Genomic DNA, 17,214 nt, shown 5'->3' on the forward strand with positions numbered 1-17,214 from the left:
GTCAGCTCCCTTCAGCACCCGGCTGCGCAGCCGGGCCGGTCTCGGGGGCGGCCTGTGCGGCCGCCTCGGTGCGGGGGGCGCGGTCGCCACGGCCACCGCCGCCGCCACGGCGGGCGCCACCGGCGCCACCACCACGACGCGGACGGTCGCCGCCGCCACCACGACGGTCGTCGCGCTCACGACGCTGGCCGGCGCGAGCACCGGCGGCAGCCGCCTCACGCTCGGCGCGGCTGGTCGGAGCCTCGCCCTTGTAGATCCAGACCTTCACGCCGATGCGGCCGAAGGTCGTGCGGGCCTCGTAGAAGCCGTAGTCGATGTCCGCGCGAAGGGTGTGCAGCGGCACGCGACCCTCGCGGTAGAACTCCGACCGGGACATCTCGGCGCCGCCCAGACGACCGGAGCACTGGACACGGATGCCCTTGGCGCCGGACTTCATGGCCGACTGCATCGCCTTGCGCATGGCGCGGCGGAACGAGACACGGCTGGAAAGCTGCTCGGCGACGGCCTGAGCCACCAGCTGAGCGTCGATCTCCGGGTTCTTGACCTCGAGGATGTTGAGCTGGACCTGCTTCTTGGTCAGCTTCTCCAGGTCGCCACGGATGCGGTCCGCCTCGGCGCCGCGGCGGCCGATGACGATGCCGGGACGCGCGGTGTGGATGTCCACCTGCACGCGGTCCGTCGTGCGCTCGATCTCGACCTTGGAGATGCCGGCCCGCTCCATGCCCTTCTGCAGCATGCGACGGATCGACACGTCCTCGGCGACGTAGGACTTGTACAGCTTGTCGGCGTACCACCGGCTCTTGAAGTCGGTCGTGATGCCGAGGCGGAACCCGTGCGGGTTAACCTTCTGGCCCACTATCGGGTCCTTCCCTTCGGCTCGCGGGACTCCACGATCACGGTGATGTGGCTCGTCCGCTTGTTGATCCGATAGGCGCGACCCTGGGCACGCGGACGGAACCGCTTCAGCGTCGGGCCCTCGTCGACCCACGCGCGGCTCACGACGAGCGTCTCGGGGTCGAGCTTGAAGTTGTGCTCGGCGTTCGCCATCGCGCTCGAGAGCACCTTGTAGATCGGCTCGCTCGCCGCCTGGGGAGCGAACTGCAGCACGGCCTGCGCCTCCGAAGCGGGCAGCCCGCGAATAAGGTCCACCACGCGGCGGGCCTTGAGGGGCGTGACACGGACGAACCGCGCCTGAGCCCTGGCTTCCATCGCTTACTCCTCTTACTTCTGAAGGCTGTTTATCGCCGGCTGCGGCGGTCTTCCTTGACGTGGCTGCGGAACGTCCGCGTCGGCGCGAACTCGCCGAGCTTGTGGCCGATCATCGACTCGGTGACGAACACCGGGACGTGCTTGCGGCCGTCGTGCACGGCGATCGTGTGACCGAGCATGTCGGGCACGATCATGGACCGGCGCGACCACGTCTTGATGACGTTCTTGGTGCCCTTCTCGTTCTGGGCGTCCACCTTCTTCTGAAGGTGGTCGTCCACGAAGGGGCCCTTCTTAAGGCTACGTGGCATTGTGGCTGCTCCTACCGCTTCTTCCTCTTGGACCGACGGCGGATGATCAGCCTGTCACTGGCCTTGTTCGCCTGACGGGTACGGCCCTCGGGCTTGCCCTTGGGGTTGACCGGGTGGCGACCACCGGAGGTCTTACCCTCACCACCACCGTGCGGGTGGTCGACGGGGTTCATCGCGACACCACGGACGGTCGGGCGCTTGCCCTTCCACCGCATACGTCCGGCCTTGCCCCAGTTGATGTTGGCCTGCTCGGCGTTGCCCACCTGACCGACAGTCGCGCGGCAACGCACGTCGACCATGCGCATCTCGCCGGACGGCATACGCAGCGTGGCGTACTGGCCCTCCTTGGCGAGGAGCTGGATCTGCGCACCGGCGGAACGACCCAGCTTGGCGCCACCGCCCGGGCGGAGCTCCACCGCGTGGATGAAGGTACCGGTCGGGATGTTGCGCAGCGGCAGGCAGTTGCCCGGCTTGATGTCGGCCGAGGGGCCGTTCTCGATCCGGTCGCCCTGCTTGAGGCCGGTGGGAGCGATGATGTAGCGCTTCTCACCGTCGGCGTAGTGCAGCAGAGCGATGTTGGCGGTCCGGTTGGGGTCGTACTCGATGTGAGCGACCTTGGCCGGGATGCCGTCCTTGTCATGCCTGCGGAAGTCGATGATCCTGTAGGCGCGCTTGTGACCGCCGCCTTGGTGGCGCGCGGTGACCCGGCCGTGTACGTTGCGGCCGCCCTTGCTGTGAAGGGGCGCAAGCAGCGACTTCTCGGGCGTGCTGCGGGTGATCTCGGAGAAGTCCGAGACACTCGAGCCGCGGCGACCCGGGGTCGTCGGCTTGTACTTACGGATGCCCATCTTTTTCGTTCATCCTTTGTCGGTTACATGGGAGAGCCCGCCGCACAAAAGTGCGGCGGTTCGCCCTTTTCTAGCTATGTACGGCGAGCACTAGCCGATCTGACCGAAGATGTCGATCCGATCGCCCTCGACCAGGCTCACAATCGCGCGCTTGGTGTCGGGACGCTTGCCGAACCCGGTGCGGGTGCGCTTGCGCTTGCCCTGCCGGTTGATGGTGTTCACGCTGGTGACCTTGACCCCGAAGATCTGCTCGACGGCGATCTTCACCTGAGTCTTGTTCGCGGTCTTGCGCACCAGGAACGTGTACTTGTTGTGCTCATCGATCAGGCCGTAGCTCTTCTCGGAGACGACCGGCTTGATGATGACGTCGCGCGGGTCGGCGATCTTCTCCATCAGGCGTCTTCCTTCTTGCTCGACTCGACCGAAAGCCGCGCGACGACCTGGTCGTAGGCCTCCTGCGTGAAGACCACGTCGTCGTGGACGAGCACGTCGTAGGTGTTCAGCTGCCCGGCGTCCAGCAGGTGGACCTCCGGAGCGTTGCGCAGGCTCAGCCAGGTCAGCTCGTCGGCCTCGTCGACCACGACGAGGACGCGGGCGGACTGGGTGATCTTACGCAGCGCCTCGAGGGCGGCCTTGGTCTTCGGGGTCTCCCCCGTGACCAGCGTGCTGACCACGTGTACGCGGTTGCCGGACGCCCGGTCGGACAGGGCGCCACGCAGGGCGGCGGCCTTCATCTTCTTCGGGGTCCGCTGCGAGTAGTCGCGCGGAACCGGACCGTGGACGACGCCACCGCCGGCGAACTGGGGCGCGCGGGTCGAACCCTGACGGGCGCGGCCGGTGCCCTTCTGGCGGTAAGGCTTCTTGCCGCCACCGCTGACCTCACCACGGGTCTTGGCCTTGTGGGTGCCCTGCCGGCGAGCGGCGAGCTGGGCCACGACCACCTGGTGGATCAGCGGAACGTTGACCTTGGCCCCGAAGATGTCCTCGGGGAGGTCGACCGTGCCGGTCTTCGCGCCGCTGGCGTCGAGGACGTCAATAGTGGTGCTCACTTGGCAGCCCCCTTCTTGGCAGCGGTACGGACGAGGACCAGGCTGCCGTTGGCGCCGGGGATCGCACCCTTGATCAGGATGAGGCCCTTCTCGGCGTCCACGGCGTGAACCTTGAGGCTCTGCACGGTGGTGCGGACGTTACCCATCCGACCAGCCATGCGAAGACCCTTGAATACGCGGCCCGGGGTGGCGCAGCCACCGATGGAACCCGGCGAGCGGTGCTTGCGCTGCGTACCGTGCGAGGCACCCAGACCGCCGAAGCCGTGACGCTTCATGACACCGGCGAAGCCCTTGCCCTTGCTCTTGCCCGTCACGTCGACGAACTGGCCGGCCTCGAAGGTGTCAGCCAGCAGCTCCTGGCCCAGGGTGTAGTCGCTCGCGTCGTCGGTGCGGATCTCCGCGAAGTAACGGCGCGGGGTGATGTCGTGCTTACGCAGGTAGTCGCCGAGCGGCTTGTTGACCTTCCGGGGGTCGACCTGTCCGAAGCCGAGCTGAACGGCGGAGTAGCCGTCCTTCTCAGCGGTGCGGACGCGGGTCACCACGCACGGACCGGCCTCGACCACGGTCACCGGAACCATCCGGTTGTCCGCGTCGAAGACCTGGGTCATGCCGAGCTTCTTGCCCAGGACGCCCTTGATCGTCTTAGCCATGTCAGTGCGTTCCCTCAGAGCTTGATCGAAATGTCAACGCCCGCGGGGAGGTCGAGTCGCATGAGCGAGTCGACGGTCTTGGGCGTCGGGTCGATGATGTCAATCAGCCGCTTGTGCGTGCGCATCTCGAAGTGCTCGCGGCTGTCCTTGTACTTGTGCGGCGAGCGGATGACGCAGTACACGTTCTTCTCGGTCGGCAGCGGCACCGGGCCCGCGACCTTCGCGCCAGTCCGCGTCACCGTCTCGACGATCTTCTTGGCCGAGCTGTCGATGACCTCGTGGTCATAGGCCTTAAGCCGGATGCGGATCTTCTGTCCCGCCATAGTGGCCTCGGTGTCCTTCGCTGTCGTCTGAAAAAGTATCGTGCGGCCTGTTGCCGCTGTTCATACGGGCGAAACCGCCCGATAACCCCACGTAGCAGACGCATACGATCTGCTGTTTTCTTCCGTGATCCGGCAGTTACTTCGGTCACAACCTGCGGTCGTCCGAAGCCACTGCGAGATCACGGTGTTGCGTGGAGCCGTGGTGGAGCTTTCGCGAGTCGGCGGCCGGCCCCGGTGATGAGGCCGACCGCCGCCCCGGCGATCGTGCTACTTGAGGATCTTCGTCACGCGACCGGCGCCGACGGTGCGGCCACCCTCACGGATCGCGAACTTCAGACCGTCCTCCATGGCGATGGGCTGGATCAGCTCAACGCGCATCTCGGTGTTGTCGCCCGGCATGACCATCTCGGTGCCCTCGGGGAGGTTCACCACGCCGGTCACGTCAGTCGTACGGAAGTAGAACTGCGGGCGGTAGTTGTTGAAGAACGGCGTGTGGCGACCGCCCTCGTCCTTGCCCAGGATGTAGACCTGGGCCTCGAACTCGGTGTGCGGGGTCGTGGTGCCCGGCTTGATGACACACTGACCGCGCTCGACGTCCTCGCGCTTGATGCCACGCAGGAGCAGACCGACGTTGTCACCGGCCTGGCCCTCGTCGAGCAGCTTGCGGAACATCTCGACACCGGTGACCGTGGTGGTGGTCTTGTCTTCCTTGATGCCGATGATGTCGACGGTCTCGTTGACCTTGACCACACCGCGCTCGATACGACCGGTGACGACGGTGCCGCGACCCGTGATCGAGAAGACATCCTCGACCGGCATCAGGAACGGCTTGTCCGTCTCACGGACCGGCTCGGGGACGTTCTCGTCGACAGCGGTCATCAGCTCGATGATGCTGTCCTCCCACTTGGTGTCGCCCTCCAGCGCCTTGAGCGCGGAGACGCGGACCACGGGGAGGTCGTCGCCGGGGAACTCCTGAGCGGACAGGAGCTCACGAACCTCGAGCTCGACGAGCTCCAGGATCTCCTCGTCGTCCACCATGTCGGACTTGTTGAGCGCCACGACGATGTAGGGAACGCCGACCTGGCGGGCCAGGAGGACGTGCTCCTTCGTCTGGGGCATCGGACCGTCGGTCGCCGCGACCACCAGGATGGCGCCGTCCATCTGGGCGGCACCGGTGATCATGTTCTTCACGTAGTCGGCGTGACCGGGGCAGTCCACGTGAGCGTAGTGGCGCTTCTCGGTCTGGTACTCGACGTGCGCGATCGAGATCGTGATGCCACGAGCCTTCTCCTCGGGCGCCTTGTCGATCTTGTCGAACGGGGTCGCCTCGTTGATCTCGGGGAAGCGCTTGTGCAGCACCTGGGTGATCGCCGCGGTCAGAGTGGTCTTGCCGTGGTCGATGTGCCCAATGGTGCCGATGTTCACGTGCGGCTTAGTCCGCTCGAACTTGGCCTTAGCCACTGGTTCTCTCCTTAGAGAATCTGACTGACTTACTTCACACTCGGGCCCGGGAAGTTACCCGGCCCCTGGGCGGTGAGGCGGCTCGCACCGCCTCACCAGGGACTCCGGGGTTTGTGCTACTCGCCCCGGGCCTTCGCGACGATCTCCTTGGCGATGCCGGGCGGCACCTCCGCGTAGGAGTCGAACTGCATGCTGTAGCTCGCGCGGCCCTGCGTCTTGCTACGCAGGTCGCCCACGTAGCCGAACATCTCGGACAGCGGAACCAGGGCGGTGATGACGCGGGCGCCTGCGCGCTCGTCCATCGACTGGATCTGCCCGCGGCGACCGTTGAGGTCACCGATGACGTCACCCATGTAGTCCTCGGGCGTGGTGACCTCGACGGCCATCATCGGCTCGAGAAGTACGGCGTCCGCCTTGCGCGCGGCCTCCTTGAAGGCCATCGAGCCAGCGATCTTGAAGGCCATTTCCGAGGAGTCGACGTCGTGGGCGGCGCCGTCGGTCAGCGTCACCTTCACGCCGACCATCGGGTAACCGGCCAGCACGCCGAACTCGGCGGCTTCCTGGGCACCGGCGTCGACCGAGGGGATGTACTCCCTCGGAACGCGGCCACCAGAGACCTTGTTCTCGAACTCGTAACCGTCGTTGCCTTCGCCGAGCGGCTCGAGGTTGATGATGACCCGCGCGAACTGGCCGGAACCACCGGTCTGCTTCTTGTGGGTGTAGTCGACCTTCTCCACCTTGCGGCGGATGGTCTCCCGGTAGGCCACCTGCGGACGGCCGATGTTGGCGTCGACCTTGAACTCCCGCTTCATGCGGTCGATCATGATCTCCAGGTGGAGCTCACCCATGCCGGAGAGGATCGTCTGACCGGTCTCCTCGTCACGCTGGACGCGGAAGGTCGGGTCCTCCTCGGCGAGGCGCTGGATGGCGGTGCTGAGCTTGTCCTGGTCGCCCTTGGTCTTCGGCTCGACGGCCACGTTGATGACCGGCGCGGGGAAGTTCATGGACTCCAGGACCACCGGGTTGGCCACGTCACACAGGGTGTGACCGGTCGTGGTGTCCTTCAGGCCCATGACGGCGACGATCTGACCAGCGTGCGCCGACGGGCGCTCCTCACGCTTGTTGGCGTGCATCTGGTAGATCTTGCCGATGCGCTCCTTGCGGCCCTTGACCGAGTTGAGCACCGTCGAGCCCGTGTCGAGCGTGCCCGAGTAGATGCGCAGGTAGGTCAGCTTGCCCAGGTGCGGGTCGCTCATGATCTTGAACGCCAGCGCGGCGAACGGCTCGTCCGCGTCCGCGTGACGCTCGATCACCTCGTCCTCGTTGCCGACCGCGTGCCCCTTGAAGGCGGGGATGTCGGTCGGCGCCGGGAGGTAGGCGACGATCGCGTCGAGCAGGGGCTGCACGCCCTTGTTCTTGAACGCGGTGCCGGTCAGGACCGGGTTGACGGAACCGCTGAGGGTCGCGCGGCGGATGGCCGCGATCAGCTGCTCCTCGGTCGGCTCCTGAGCCTCGAGGAAGAGCTCCATCAGCTCGTCGTCGTTCTCGGCGATGGTCTCGACCAGCTTGTCGCGCCACTCGCGAGCGATCTCGGCGTGGTCGGCCGGGATGTCGACGATGTCGTACATCTCGCCCTTGGCCGCCTCCTCGCTCCAGAGCAGGCCCTTCATCCGGATGAGGTCGATGACGCCCTTGAAGCCGGCCTCGACACCCCACGGAAGCTGGACGACCGCCGGCGTCGCCGCCAGGCGGCTGACCATCATGTCGACGCAGCGGTGGAACTCCGCGCCGACGCGGTCCATCTTGTTGACGAAGCAGATGCGCGGGACGCCGTAGCGGTCAGCCTGCCGCCACACCGTCTCGGACTGCGGTTCGACACCCGCGACACCGTCGAACACGGTGACCGCACCGTCGAGGACGCGCAGGTTGCGCTCAACCTCGATGGTGAAGTCGACGTGGCCAGGGGTGTCGATCAGGTTGATCGTGTGACCATCCCACTCGGCAGTCGTCGCGGCGGACGTGATCGTGATGCCGCGCTCCTGCTCCTGCTCCATCCAGTCCATGGTGGCAGCGCCATCGTGGACCTCACCGATCTTGTAGTTGATGCCGGTGTAGAACAGGATGCGCTCGGTCGTCGTGGTCTTGCCCGCATCGATATGGGCGATGATCCCAATGTTGCGGACCTTGGCCAGGTCAAGAGCGGTCGTTGCGGCCACTTCTCTCGCGTCCTCGTCGTCTCGTCGAACCCGCTGTTACCAGCGGTAGTGGGCGAAGGCCTTGTTGGACTCGGCCATCTTGTGGGTGTCCTCGCGCTTCTTGACACTCGCCCCCAGGCCGTTGCTGGCGTCGAGGAGCTCGTTCATGAGGCGCTCGGTCATGGTCTTCTCGCGGCGGGCGCGGGAGTACTGCACCAGCCAACGCAGGGCCAGGGTGGTGCTGCGCGAGGCGCGCACCTCGACCGGGACCTGGTAGGTCGCGCCACCGACACGGCGGCTGCGGACCTCAAGAGTGGGCTTGACGTTGTCGAGGGCACGCTTGAGCGTGATGACCGGGTCGTTGCCGGTCTTGTCCTTGCAGCCCTCGAGGGCGCCGTAGACGATCGACTGCGCGATGGAGCGCTTGCCGTCCAGCAGCACCTTGTTGATCAGGGCGGTAACCAGGGGCGAGCTGTAAACCGGGTCAGACATGAGCTGACGACGGCCAGGAGAACCCTTGCGAGGCATAGTTAGCTCTTCTCCTTCTTCGCGCCGTAGCGGCTACGGGCCTGCTTGCGGTTACGAACGCCCTGAGTGTCGAGCGAGCCGCGGATGATCTTGTAGCGAACACCCGGCAGGTCCTTCACACGACCGCCACGCACGAGCACGATGGAGTGCTCCTGCAGGTTGTGGCCCACACCCGGGATGTAAGCCGTGACCTCGATGCCGTTGGTGAGCCGGACACGGGCCACCTTGCGCAGTGCCGAGTTGGGCTTCTTGGGGGTCGTGGTGTAGACGCGCTGGCAGACGCCGCGACGCTGCGGACTCCCCTTGAGGGCAGGAGTCTTGGTCTTGGAGACCTTGTCCTGCCGGCCCTTGCGGACCAACTGCTGAATAGTGGGCACTGCCACTCCGTTCGTGCCTAAGCCGGTGATACGTCAGGTTGTGCTTTTCGCAGGTACTGCCGGTGTCATGACCTGCTGTTTTCTCCCCTGCTTCGACCCACGCGGTCGGGCGTGTCGCGCTCTTACAGAGCCACACTCCCGCGCAGAAGAACGCCAGGGGGAGGCCACGCTGCGCCGTTGCGAGCGCACGCGTGAGAGCCCATGAATACACGGGCACGAAGGGCAAGACTACCTAGCCCCGCGCAGCACGTCAAAACGGCTGCGCGTCGATATGTTTCGCGCCGTGGTCAGTAGCAGACTCCGCGCCAAGTTTACCCGCTCCGGGCTACTGTTCTGCCCTCCTTACACCAACCTTCTACGCGGGTACGGCAAGCCCACCCCCACCAGGGCCTGAACACCCACCCAAAAGCCACGCACCCTCACTCCCTGACCCCACCGGCCACCGACAGCTCACGCCCGGCACAAGCCAACGTGAGACTCGTCACGGGGCCAACACGCCCACGCCCATTCCGCCGACACACCACGCCCGTCACACCCCCGCCCGTCGGTTCGGCCGACACCCCCACACCCGTCACACCGGCTTACACACCCCCGGGCACGTCACACCGGCCGACACACCTGCACCCGCGAGGCGGCCGAGAAGTCCAGCCCGGCGCGGGCCCAGGAGGCGCTCGTCACGGCGGCCGAGTGGCGCGGCCGCCGGCCGTCACCCTGGAACGTCCTCAGCCACGTGCGGTGGGTGGCGTGGGCTTGGCGGGAGCCGTAACAGAAAAGAAGAGGGAAAGCAGAAGCGCCCGAGATCCAGAGATCTCGGGCGCCTCAACCAGAGCACTAACGGTTGTACTGGCCGAAGTCGTACTCCTCCAGGGGAACGGCCTCGCCGGAGCCGGTGCCGAACGTGTAGTCGGCTGCCGAGCCGTCGTAGCCGCCGACCGTGTACATGGCGGCCTTGGCCTCCTCGGTCGGCTCGACCCGGATGTTGCGGTACTGGGGCATGCCCGTGCCGGCCGGGATGAGCTTACCGATGATCACGTTCTCCTTCAGGCCCAGGAGCGAGTCGGACTTGGCGTGGATCGCCGCGTCCGTCAGGACCCTGGTCGTCTCCTGGAAGGAGGCCGCCGACAGCCACGACTCGGTGGCCAGCGACGCCTTCGTGATGCCCATGAGGACCGGACGGCCGGCGGCGGGCGAACCGCCCTCGGCCACGGTCTCGCGGTTCATCTGCTCGAAGCGGGGACGCTCGACCAGCTCGCCGGGGAGCAGGTCGGTGTCGCCCGACTCCAGCACGTTCACGCGCTTGAGCATCTGGCGGACGATGATCTCGATGTGCTTGTCGTGGATCGACACACCCTGCGAGCGGTACACCTGCTGGACCTCGGCGACCAGGTGCAGCTGCACCTCGCGCGGGCCCATGATGCGCAGGACCTCGTTCGGGTTGACCGCACCCGCGATGAGCTGCTGGCCGACCTTGACGTGCTGGCCCTCCGAGACGAGCAGGCGCGAGCGCATCGACACCGGGTAGGCGATCTCCTCGGAACCGTCGTCCGGGGTGATGACCACCTTGCGGGTCTTGTCGGTCTCGTCGATCCGCGCGCGGCCCTCGGCCTCGGAGATCGGGGCGACACCCTTGGGGATGCGCGCCTCGAACAGCTCCTGGACACGAGGCAGACCGTGGGTGATGTCCGCACCGGCCACACCACCGGTGTGGAAGGTACGCATCGTCAGCTGGGTGCCGGGCTCACCGATCGACTGGGCGGCGATGATGCCGACCGCCTCGCCGACGTCCACGAGCTTGCCGGTGGCCAGCGAGCGGCCGTAGCAGGTCGCGCAGACACCGATCTTGGCCTCGCAGACGAGCGCGCTGCGGGTGCGGACGGTCTCGATGCCGGCCTCGACCAGCGCCGTGACGTGGATGTCGTTGATGTCGACACCGGCCGGGGCGATGATCTTGCCGTCGACCTCGACGTCCTCGGCCAGGATGCGGCCGTGCACGTTGGACTCGGCGTTGTCGGCCTTGACCAGGTTGCCCGACGCGTCGCGCTCGCCGACGTGCAGCGGGACGGCGCGGTCGGTGCCGCAGTCGATCTCGCGCACGATGACGTCCTGCGCCACGTCCACCAGACGACGGGTCAGGTAACCCGAGTCGGCGGTACGCAGGGCGGTGTCGGCCAGACCCTTTCGCTGACCGTGGGTGGAGATGAAGTACTCCAGCACCGACAGGCCCTCGCGGAACGAGGCCTTGATCGGACGCGGGATCGTCTCACCCTTGGTGTTGGACACCAGGCCGCGGATGCCGGCGATCTGACGCACCTGCATCTTGTTGCCTCGGGCGCCGGAGTTGAGCATCATCCAGACCGGGTTCGTCGCCGGGAACGCGTTGACCATGTCGGTCTCGACGTCCGCGGTGGCGTGGGTCCAGATCTCGATGAGCTCCTGGCGGCGCTCCTCGTCGGTGATCAGGCCGCGCTCGTACTCGCGCTGGACCTTGTCGGCCCGGCGCTCGTAGTTCTCCATGATCTCGGCCTTGTTGGGCGGCGCGACGACGTCGTCGATCGAGATCGTGACGCCGGAGCGGGTCGCCCAGCGGAAGCCCGCGTCCTTGAGCGCGTCGAGCGAGGCCGCGACCTCGACCTTGGGGTAGGTCTCGGCCAGCTCGTTCACGATCGTGGAGAGCTGCTTCTTGCCCACCTGGAAGTTGACGAACGGGTAGTTCGGCGGCAGCGTCTGGTTGAACAGGCACCGGCCGAACGTCGTCTCCAGGCGGATCGGGTCGCCCTGCTCCCAGCCCTCCGGCGCGACCCAGTCGCGCGCGGGGAAGACGTCCTTGAGCCGGATCTGGATCTTCGCCTGAATCTCCAGCTCGCGGCGGTCGAACGCCATCTGGGCCTCGGCCACGGAGCCGAAGACGCGGCCCTCGCCGAGGGCGCCCTCCTTCTGCGTGGTCAGCCAGTAGAGGCCGATGACCATGTCCTGGGTGGGCATCGTCACGGGCTTGCCGTCGGCCGGCTTGAGGATGTTGTTGGTCGAGAGCATCAGGATGCGTGCCTCGGCCTGGGCCTCAGCCGACAGCGGCAGGTGCACGGCCATCTGGTCGCCGTCGAAGTCCGCGTTGAACGCGGTGCAGACGAGCGGGTGGATCTGGATGGCCTTGCCCTCGACGAGCTGCGGCTCGAACGCCTGGATGCCCAGGCGGTGGAGCGTCGGAGCGCGGTTGAGCAGCACGGGGTGCTCGGTGATGACCTCTTCGAGCACGTCCCACACGACCGGGCGGGCCCGCTCGACCATCCGCTTGGCCGACTTGATGTTCTGCGCGTGGTTGAGGTCCACGAGCCGCTTCATCACGAACGGCTTGAACAGCTCCAGCGCCATCTGCTTGGGCAGACCGCACTGGTGCAGCTTGAGCTGCGGGCCGACGACGATGACCGAACGGCCGGAGTAGTCGACGCGCTTGCCCAGCAGGTTCTGGCGGAAGCGGCCCTGCTTGCCCTTCAGCATGTCGCTGAGGGACTTGAGCGGACGGTTGCCGGGGCCCGTGACCGGGCGGCCGCGGCGGCCGTTGTCGAACAGCGAGTCGACGGCCTCCTGGAGCATCCGCTTCTCGTTGTTCACGATGATCTCGGGGGCGCCGAGGTCAAGGAGACGCTTGAGGCGGTTGTTCCGGTTGATCACACGACGGTAGAGGTCGTTGAGGTCGGAGGTCGCGAACCGGCCACCGTCGAGCTGCACCATCGGGCGCAGGTCCGGCGGGATGACCGGGATGCAGTCGAGCACCATCCCGCGGGGCGAGTTGGTGGTGTTGAGGAACGCCGAGACGACCTTGAGCCGCTTGAGGGCGCGGGCCTTCTTCTGGCCCTTGCCGCTGCGGATCGTCTCGCGCAGGTTCTCGGCCTCGGCGTCGAGGTCGAAGCTGGTCAGGCGGTCCTGGATCGCCTGCGCGCCCATGCCGCCCTTGAAGTAGCGGCCGAAGCGGTCGCGCATCTCGCGGTAGAGCAGCTCGTCGCCCTCAAGGTCCTGGACCTTGAGGTTCTTGAACCGGCTCCACACCTCGTCCAGGCGGTCGAGCTCGCGCTGCGCGCGGTCGCGCAGCTGACGCATCTCGCGCTCGGCGCCCTCGCGGACCTTGCGGCGCTGGTCGCCCTTGGCGCCCGCGGCCTCAAGCTCGGCCAGGTCGCCTTCGAGCTTCTTCTGCCTGGTCTCGATGTCGGCGTCGCGGCGCTGCTCGATGTGCTGCCGCTCGACCGAGATCTTCGCCTCGAGCGAGGGCAGGTCACGGTCACGCATCTCGGCGTCGACCTGCGTGATCATGTAGGCCGCGAAGTAGATGACCTTCTCAAGGTCCTTCGGGGCCAGGTCGAGCAGGTAGCCGAGACGCGAAGGAACGCCCTTGAAGTACCAGATGTGCGTGACGGGCGCGGCCAGCTCGATGTGGCCCATCCGCTCACGACGCACCTTGGCGCGAGTGACCTCGACGCCACAGCGCTCACAGATGATGCCCTTGAAGCGGACGCGCTTGTACTTGCCGCAGTAGCACTCCCAGTCGCGGGTCGGGCCGAAGATCTTCTCGCAGAAGAGCCCGTCCTTTTCCGGCTTGAGAGTCCGGTAGTTGATCGTCTCCGGCTTCTTGACCTCGCCGTGTGACCACTGGCGGATGTCGTCGGCCGTCGCCAGCCCGATCCGGAGCTCGTCGAAGAAGTTGACGTCCAGCATGTGCGATCTCCCCCTCAGACTTCTTCCACGCTGCTCGGCTCACGCCGGGACAGATCGATACCGAGCTCCTCGGCGGCCCTGAAGACGTCCTCGTCGGTGTCGCGCATCTCGATGGACATGCCGTCGCTGGAGAGCACCTCGACGTTCAGGCACAGCGACTGCATTTCCTTGATGAGGACCTTGAAGGACTCGGGGATGCCGGGCTCGGGGATGTTCTCGCCCTTGACGATGGCCTCGTAGACCTTGACCCGGCCCAGGACGTCGTCGGACTTGATGGTCAGCAGCTCCTGCAGGGCGTAGGCCGCGCCGTACGCCTCCAGCGCCCACACCTCCATCTCACCGAAGCGCTGGCCACCGAACTGGGCCTTACCGCCGAGCGGCTGCTGGGTGATCATGGAGTACGGGCCGGTGGACCGGGCGTGGATCTTGTCGTCCACCAGGTGCAGCAGCTTGAGGATGTAGCTGTAGCCCACCGCGATCGGGTAGGGGAACGGCTCGCCGGAGCGGCCGTCGAACAGCTGCGCCTTGCCGCTCTCCTGGACCATGCGGTCGCCGTCGCGGTTGGGCAGGGTGTTGTTGAGCAGGCCGACGATCTCCTCCTCGTGGGCGCCGTCGAAGACCGGCGTGGCCACGTTGGTGCGCGGCGCGACCTGCTCGAAGCCCTTCTCGCGCAGGCGTTCCGCCCACTGCTCGGTCAGGCCCGAGATGTCCCAGCCGCGTGCCGCGATCCAGCCGAGGTGAGCTTCGAGCACCTGCCCGATGTTCATTCGGCCGGGCACGCCCAGCGGGTTGAGGATGATGTCGACCGGCGTGCCGTCCTCCAGGAACGGCATGTCCTCGACCGGCAGGATCTTGGAGATGACGCCCTTGTTGCCGTGGCGGCCGGCGAGCTTGTCACCGTCGGTGATCTTACGCTTCTGGGCCACGTACACGCGGACCAGCTCGTTGACACCGGGGGGAAGCTCGTCGCCCTCATCACGGGAGAACACGCGGACGCCGATGACCTTGCCCTGCTCGCCGTGGGGCACCTTCAGCGAGGTGTCACGGACTTCGCGGGCCTTCTCCCCGAAGATCGCGCGCAGCAGCCGCTCCTCCGGGGTCAGCTCGGTCTCGCCCTTGGGCGTGACCTTGCCTACCAGGATGTCGCCGGGTACGACCTCGGCGCCGATGCGGATGATGCCGCGCTCGTCGAGGTCGGCCAGGACCTCCTCGGAGACGTTCGGGATGTCCCGGGTGATCTCCTCGGGACCCAGCTTGGTGTCACGGGCGTCGACCTCGTGCTCCTCGATGTGGATCGAGGACAGGACGTCGTCCTGGACCAGCCGCTGGGACAGGATGATCGCGTCTTCGTAGTTGTGGCCCTCCCACGGCATGAACGCCACGAGCAGGTTCTTGCCCAGGGCCATCTCGCCCTGGTCGGTGCAGGGACCGTCGGCGATCACCTGGTTCACCTCGACCCGGTCGCCTTCGACGACGATGGGCTTCTGGTTGAACGAGGTGCCCTGGTTGGAACGCTTGAACTTGGCGACACGGTAGGTCGTGCGGGTGCCGTCGTCGTTCATCACGGTGACGTAGTCGGCGGAGACCTCCTCGACCACACCCGCCTTCTCGGCGCTGATGACGTCGCCGGCGTCGGTCGCGGCACGGTACTCCATGCCGGTGCCGACCAGCGGCGCCTCGCTCTTCAGCAGCGGCACGGACTGCCTCTGCATGTTGGAGCCCATGAGCGCGCGGTTGGCGTCGTCGTGCTCCAGGAAGGGGATCATCGCGGTGGCGACCGACACCATCTGGCGCGGCGACACGTCGATGTAGTCGACTTCCTCGGCACGGGCCAGCTCGGTCTCGCCGCCCTTGGTGCGGACGAGGACGCGCGACTCGGCGAAGGTGCCGTCGGCGTTCAGCACCGTGTTGGCCTGCGCCTTGACGAAGCGGTCCTCCTCGTCGGCGGTCAGGTAGTCGACCTGTTCGGTCACCTTTCCGTCGACGACCTTGCGGTAGGGCGTCTCGACGAAGCCGAAGGCGTTGATCCGGCCGTAGGAGGCCAGCGAGCCGATGAGGCCGATGTTCGGGCCTTCCGGCGTCTCGATCGGGCACATCCTGCCGTAGTGGGACGGGTGCACGTCACGGACCTCGAAGCCGGCCCGCTCACGCGACAGACCACCGGGACCCAGCGCGGACAGACGCCGCTTGTGCGTCAGGCCGGCCAGCGGGTTGGTCTGGTCCATGAACTGCGACAGCTGCGAGGTGCCGAAGAACTCCCGGATCGAGGCCACGACCGGGCGGATGTTGATCAGGGTCTGCGGCGTGATCGCCTCGACGTCCTGGGTGGTCATGCGCTCGCGCACGACGCGCTCCATACGCGCCAGGCCCAGGCGGACCTGGTTCTGGATGAGCTCGCCGACACTGCGCAGCCGGCGGTTGCCGAAGTGGTCGATGTCGTCGGTCTCGACGATCCGCTCACCCTGGGCGCTCGGCATCGACTCCTCGCCCGCGTGCAGGCGGACGATGTACTCGATCGTGGAGACGATGTCGTCCTCGGTGAGCGTGCCCTGCGTGATGTCGCTGTCGACCCCGAGCTTCTTGTTGATCTTGTAGCGACCGACCTTGGCCAGGTCGTAGCGCTTGGGGTTGAAGTACAGGTTCTCCAGCAGGGTCTGCGCCGACTCCTTGGTCGGCGGCTCGCCCGGACGGAGCTTGCGGTAGATGTCGAGCAGGGCGTCGTCCTGGCCGGCCGTGTGGTCCTTCTCCAGGGTGGCCCGCATCGACTCGTACTGGCCGAAGCGCTCGAGGATCTGTTCGTTGGTCCATCCCAGTGCCTTGAGAAGCACGGTGACGGCCTGCTTGCGCTTGCGGTCGATGCGCACACCGACGCTGTCGCGCTTGTCGATCTCGAACTCCAGCCACGCACCCCGCGAGGGGATGACACGGCAGTCGAACAGGTCCTTGTCGGAGGTCTTGTCGACACTGCGGCCGAAGTAGACACCCGGGGACCGGACCAGCTGGGAGACGACGACACGCTCGGTGCCGTTGATGATGAAGGTGCCCTTCGGCGTCATGAGCGGGAAATCGCCCATGAACACCGTCTGGCTCTTGATCTCACCAGTGGTGTTATTGATGAACTCCGCCGTCACGAACATCGGGGCGGAGAAGGTCATGTCCTTGTCTTTGCACTCGTCTACTGAGTACTTGGGCGGCTCGAACCGGTGGTCACGGAACGACAAGGACATGGTCCCCGAGAAGTCCTCAATGGGACTGATCTCTTCGAAGATCTCTTCGAGGCCCGACTGGGTCGGGACGTCCTTGCGCCCGGCCTGGCGAGCCGCCTCTACCCGGGCCTTCCACTTCTCGTTGCCCAGCAGCCAGTCGAAGGACTCGGTTTGCAGGGCGAGAAGATCAGGAACTTCGAGGGGCTCCTGGATGCGCGAAAAAGAGACGCGACGGGGACCAGCGGGTACGGCGGAGGCGTTGCGCGAGGCTGCCAACAGATGTCCTTCCGAGGGCTCGCGGCGGACTGACTACACGCACGCCAGACAACCTCGCAACGTGAGCAAGCATCGCG

General features: G+C 66.4%; 14 protein-coding genes. All 14 read right to left on the reverse strand.

Annotated elements, in window-relative coordinates; translation table 11 throughout:
• Position 1: 1 nt before the first annotated feature.
• Entirely contained in the window at positions 2-856 is an 855-nt protein-coding gene (gene rpsC, locus ACIBEJ_RS17445; protein ID WP_397183745.1) for a 30S ribosomal protein S3, read from the reverse strand.
• Positions 856-1,209 carry a 50S ribosomal protein L22 gene (gene rplV / locus ACIBEJ_RS17450; protein WP_397183746.1) on the reverse strand — a complete coding sequence of 118 codons (354 nt, stop codon included), beginning with the start codon at positions 1,207-1,209 and terminating at the stop codon, positions 856-858. Before rplV ends, rpsC begins: the two co-directional genes overlap by 1 nt.
• Positions 1,210-1,238: 29 nt before the next feature.
• A complete protein-coding gene (gene rpsS / locus ACIBEJ_RS17455) occupies positions 1,239-1,517 on the reverse strand; it encodes a 30S ribosomal protein S19 (protein ID WP_030451498.1) in 279 nt (92 codons plus the stop codon).
• 11 nt (positions 1,518-1,528) lie between these two features.
• Positions 1,529-2,365 carry a 50S ribosomal protein L2 gene (gene rplB / locus ACIBEJ_RS17460; protein ID WP_379570559.1) on the reverse strand — a complete coding sequence of 279 codons (837 nt, stop codon included), beginning with the start codon at positions 2,363-2,365 and terminating at the stop codon, positions 1,529-1,531.
• A 90-nt stretch (positions 2,366-2,455) separates the two neighbouring features.
• Complete coding sequence (gene rplW, locus ACIBEJ_RS17465; RefSeq protein ID WP_397183747.1) at positions 2,456-2,758, reverse strand: 50S ribosomal protein L23; 303 nt, start codon at positions 2,756-2,758, stop codon at positions 2,456-2,458.
• Positions 2,758-3,414, reverse strand: a complete 657-nt coding sequence (rplD, locus tag ACIBEJ_RS17470) for a 50S ribosomal protein L4 (RefSeq protein WP_397183748.1) — start codon at positions 3,412-3,414, stop codon at positions 2,758-2,760. Before rplD ends, rplW begins: the two co-directional genes overlap by 1 nt.
• Positions 3,411-4,064 (reverse strand): 50S ribosomal protein L3, encoded by a 654-nt coding sequence (gene rplC, locus ACIBEJ_RS17475; protein WP_397183749.1) that lies wholly within the window; start codon positions 4,062-4,064, stop codon positions 3,411-3,413. Before rplC ends, rplD begins: the two co-directional genes overlap by 4 nt.
• 14 nt (positions 4,065-4,078) lie before the next feature.
• A complete protein-coding gene (gene rpsJ, locus ACIBEJ_RS17480; RefSeq protein ID WP_012887830.1) occupies positions 4,079-4,387 on the reverse strand; it encodes a 30S ribosomal protein S10 in 309 nt (102 codons plus the stop codon).
• Between the two features lie 267 nt (positions 4,388-4,654).
• On the reverse strand, positions 4,655-5,848 hold the full coding sequence (gene tuf, locus ACIBEJ_RS17485) for an elongation factor Tu (protein WP_379614540.1): 1,194 nt from the start codon (positions 5,846-5,848) through the stop codon (positions 4,655-4,657).
• Positions 5,849-5,964: 116 nt separating this feature from the next.
• Positions 5,965-8,064, reverse strand: coding sequence for an elongation factor G (gene fusA, locus ACIBEJ_RS17490; RefSeq protein WP_397183750.1), 2,100 nt, complete (start codon positions 8,062-8,064; stop codon positions 5,965-5,967).
• A gap of 36 nt (positions 8,065-8,100) precedes the next feature.
• Positions 8,101-8,571, reverse strand: coding sequence for a 30S ribosomal protein S7 (gene rpsG, locus ACIBEJ_RS17495; RefSeq protein ID WP_184958080.1), 471 nt, complete (start codon positions 8,569-8,571; stop codon positions 8,101-8,103).
• 2 nt (positions 8,572-8,573) lie between these two features.
• Positions 8,574-8,948 carry a 30S ribosomal protein S12 gene (rpsL, locus tag ACIBEJ_RS17500; RefSeq protein WP_020542315.1) on the reverse strand — a complete coding sequence of 125 codons (375 nt, stop codon included), beginning with the start codon at positions 8,946-8,948 and terminating at the stop codon, positions 8,574-8,576.
• Positions 8,949-9,779: 831 nt separating this feature from the next.
• Positions 9,780-13,655: a DNA-directed RNA polymerase subunit beta' gene (locus ACIBEJ_RS17505; RefSeq protein ID WP_397183751.1), complete on the reverse strand. Its 3,876-nt coding sequence runs from the start codon at positions 13,653-13,655 to the stop codon at positions 9,780-9,782.
• Positions 13,656-13,669: 14 nt separating this feature from the next.
• A complete protein-coding gene (gene rpoB / locus ACIBEJ_RS17510; RefSeq protein WP_397183752.1) occupies positions 13,670-17,137 on the reverse strand; it encodes a DNA-directed RNA polymerase subunit beta in 3,468 nt (1,155 codons plus the stop codon).
• Positions 17,138-17,214: the final 77 nt, after the last annotated feature.

The sequence above is a fragment of the Nonomuraea sp. NPDC050790 genome (assembly GCF_044456745.1).
In the GTDB taxonomy this organism is placed as follows: domain Bacteria; phylum Actinomycetota; class Actinomycetes; order Streptosporangiales; family Streptosporangiaceae; genus Nonomuraea.

Bases quoted from the DNA above. Each gene is read 5' to 3' on its own strand.
- rpsG (WP_184958080.1), bottom strand. From the start codon at position 8,571: ATGCCTCGCAAGGGTTCTCCTGGCCGTCGTCAGCTCATGTCTGACCCG.
- ACIBEJ_RS17505 (WP_397183751.1), bottom strand. From the start codon at position 13,655: ATGCTGGACGTCAACTTCTTCGACGAGCTCCGGATCGGGCTGGCGACG.
- rplC (WP_397183749.1), bottom strand. From the start codon at position 4,064: ATGGCTAAGACGATCAAGGGCGTCCTGGGCAAGAAGCTCGGCATGACC.
- rplV (WP_397183746.1), bottom strand. From the start codon at position 1,209: ATGGAAGCCAGGGCTCAGGCGCGGTTCGTCCGTGTCACGCCCCTCAAG.
- rplB (WP_379570559.1), bottom strand. From the start codon at position 2,365: ATGGGCATCCGTAAGTACAAGCCGACGACCCCGGGTCGCCGCGGCTCG.
- rpsS (WP_030451498.1), bottom strand. From the start codon at position 1,517: ATGCCACGTAGCCTTAAGAAGGGCCCCTTCGTGGACGACCACCTTCAG.
- rplW (WP_397183747.1), bottom strand. From the start codon at position 2,758: ATGGAGAAGATCGCCGACCCGCGCGACGTCATCATCAAGCCGGTCGTC.
- rpsJ (WP_012887830.1), bottom strand. From the start codon at position 4,387: ATGGCGGGACAGAAGATCCGCATCCGGCTTAAGGCCTATGACCACGAG.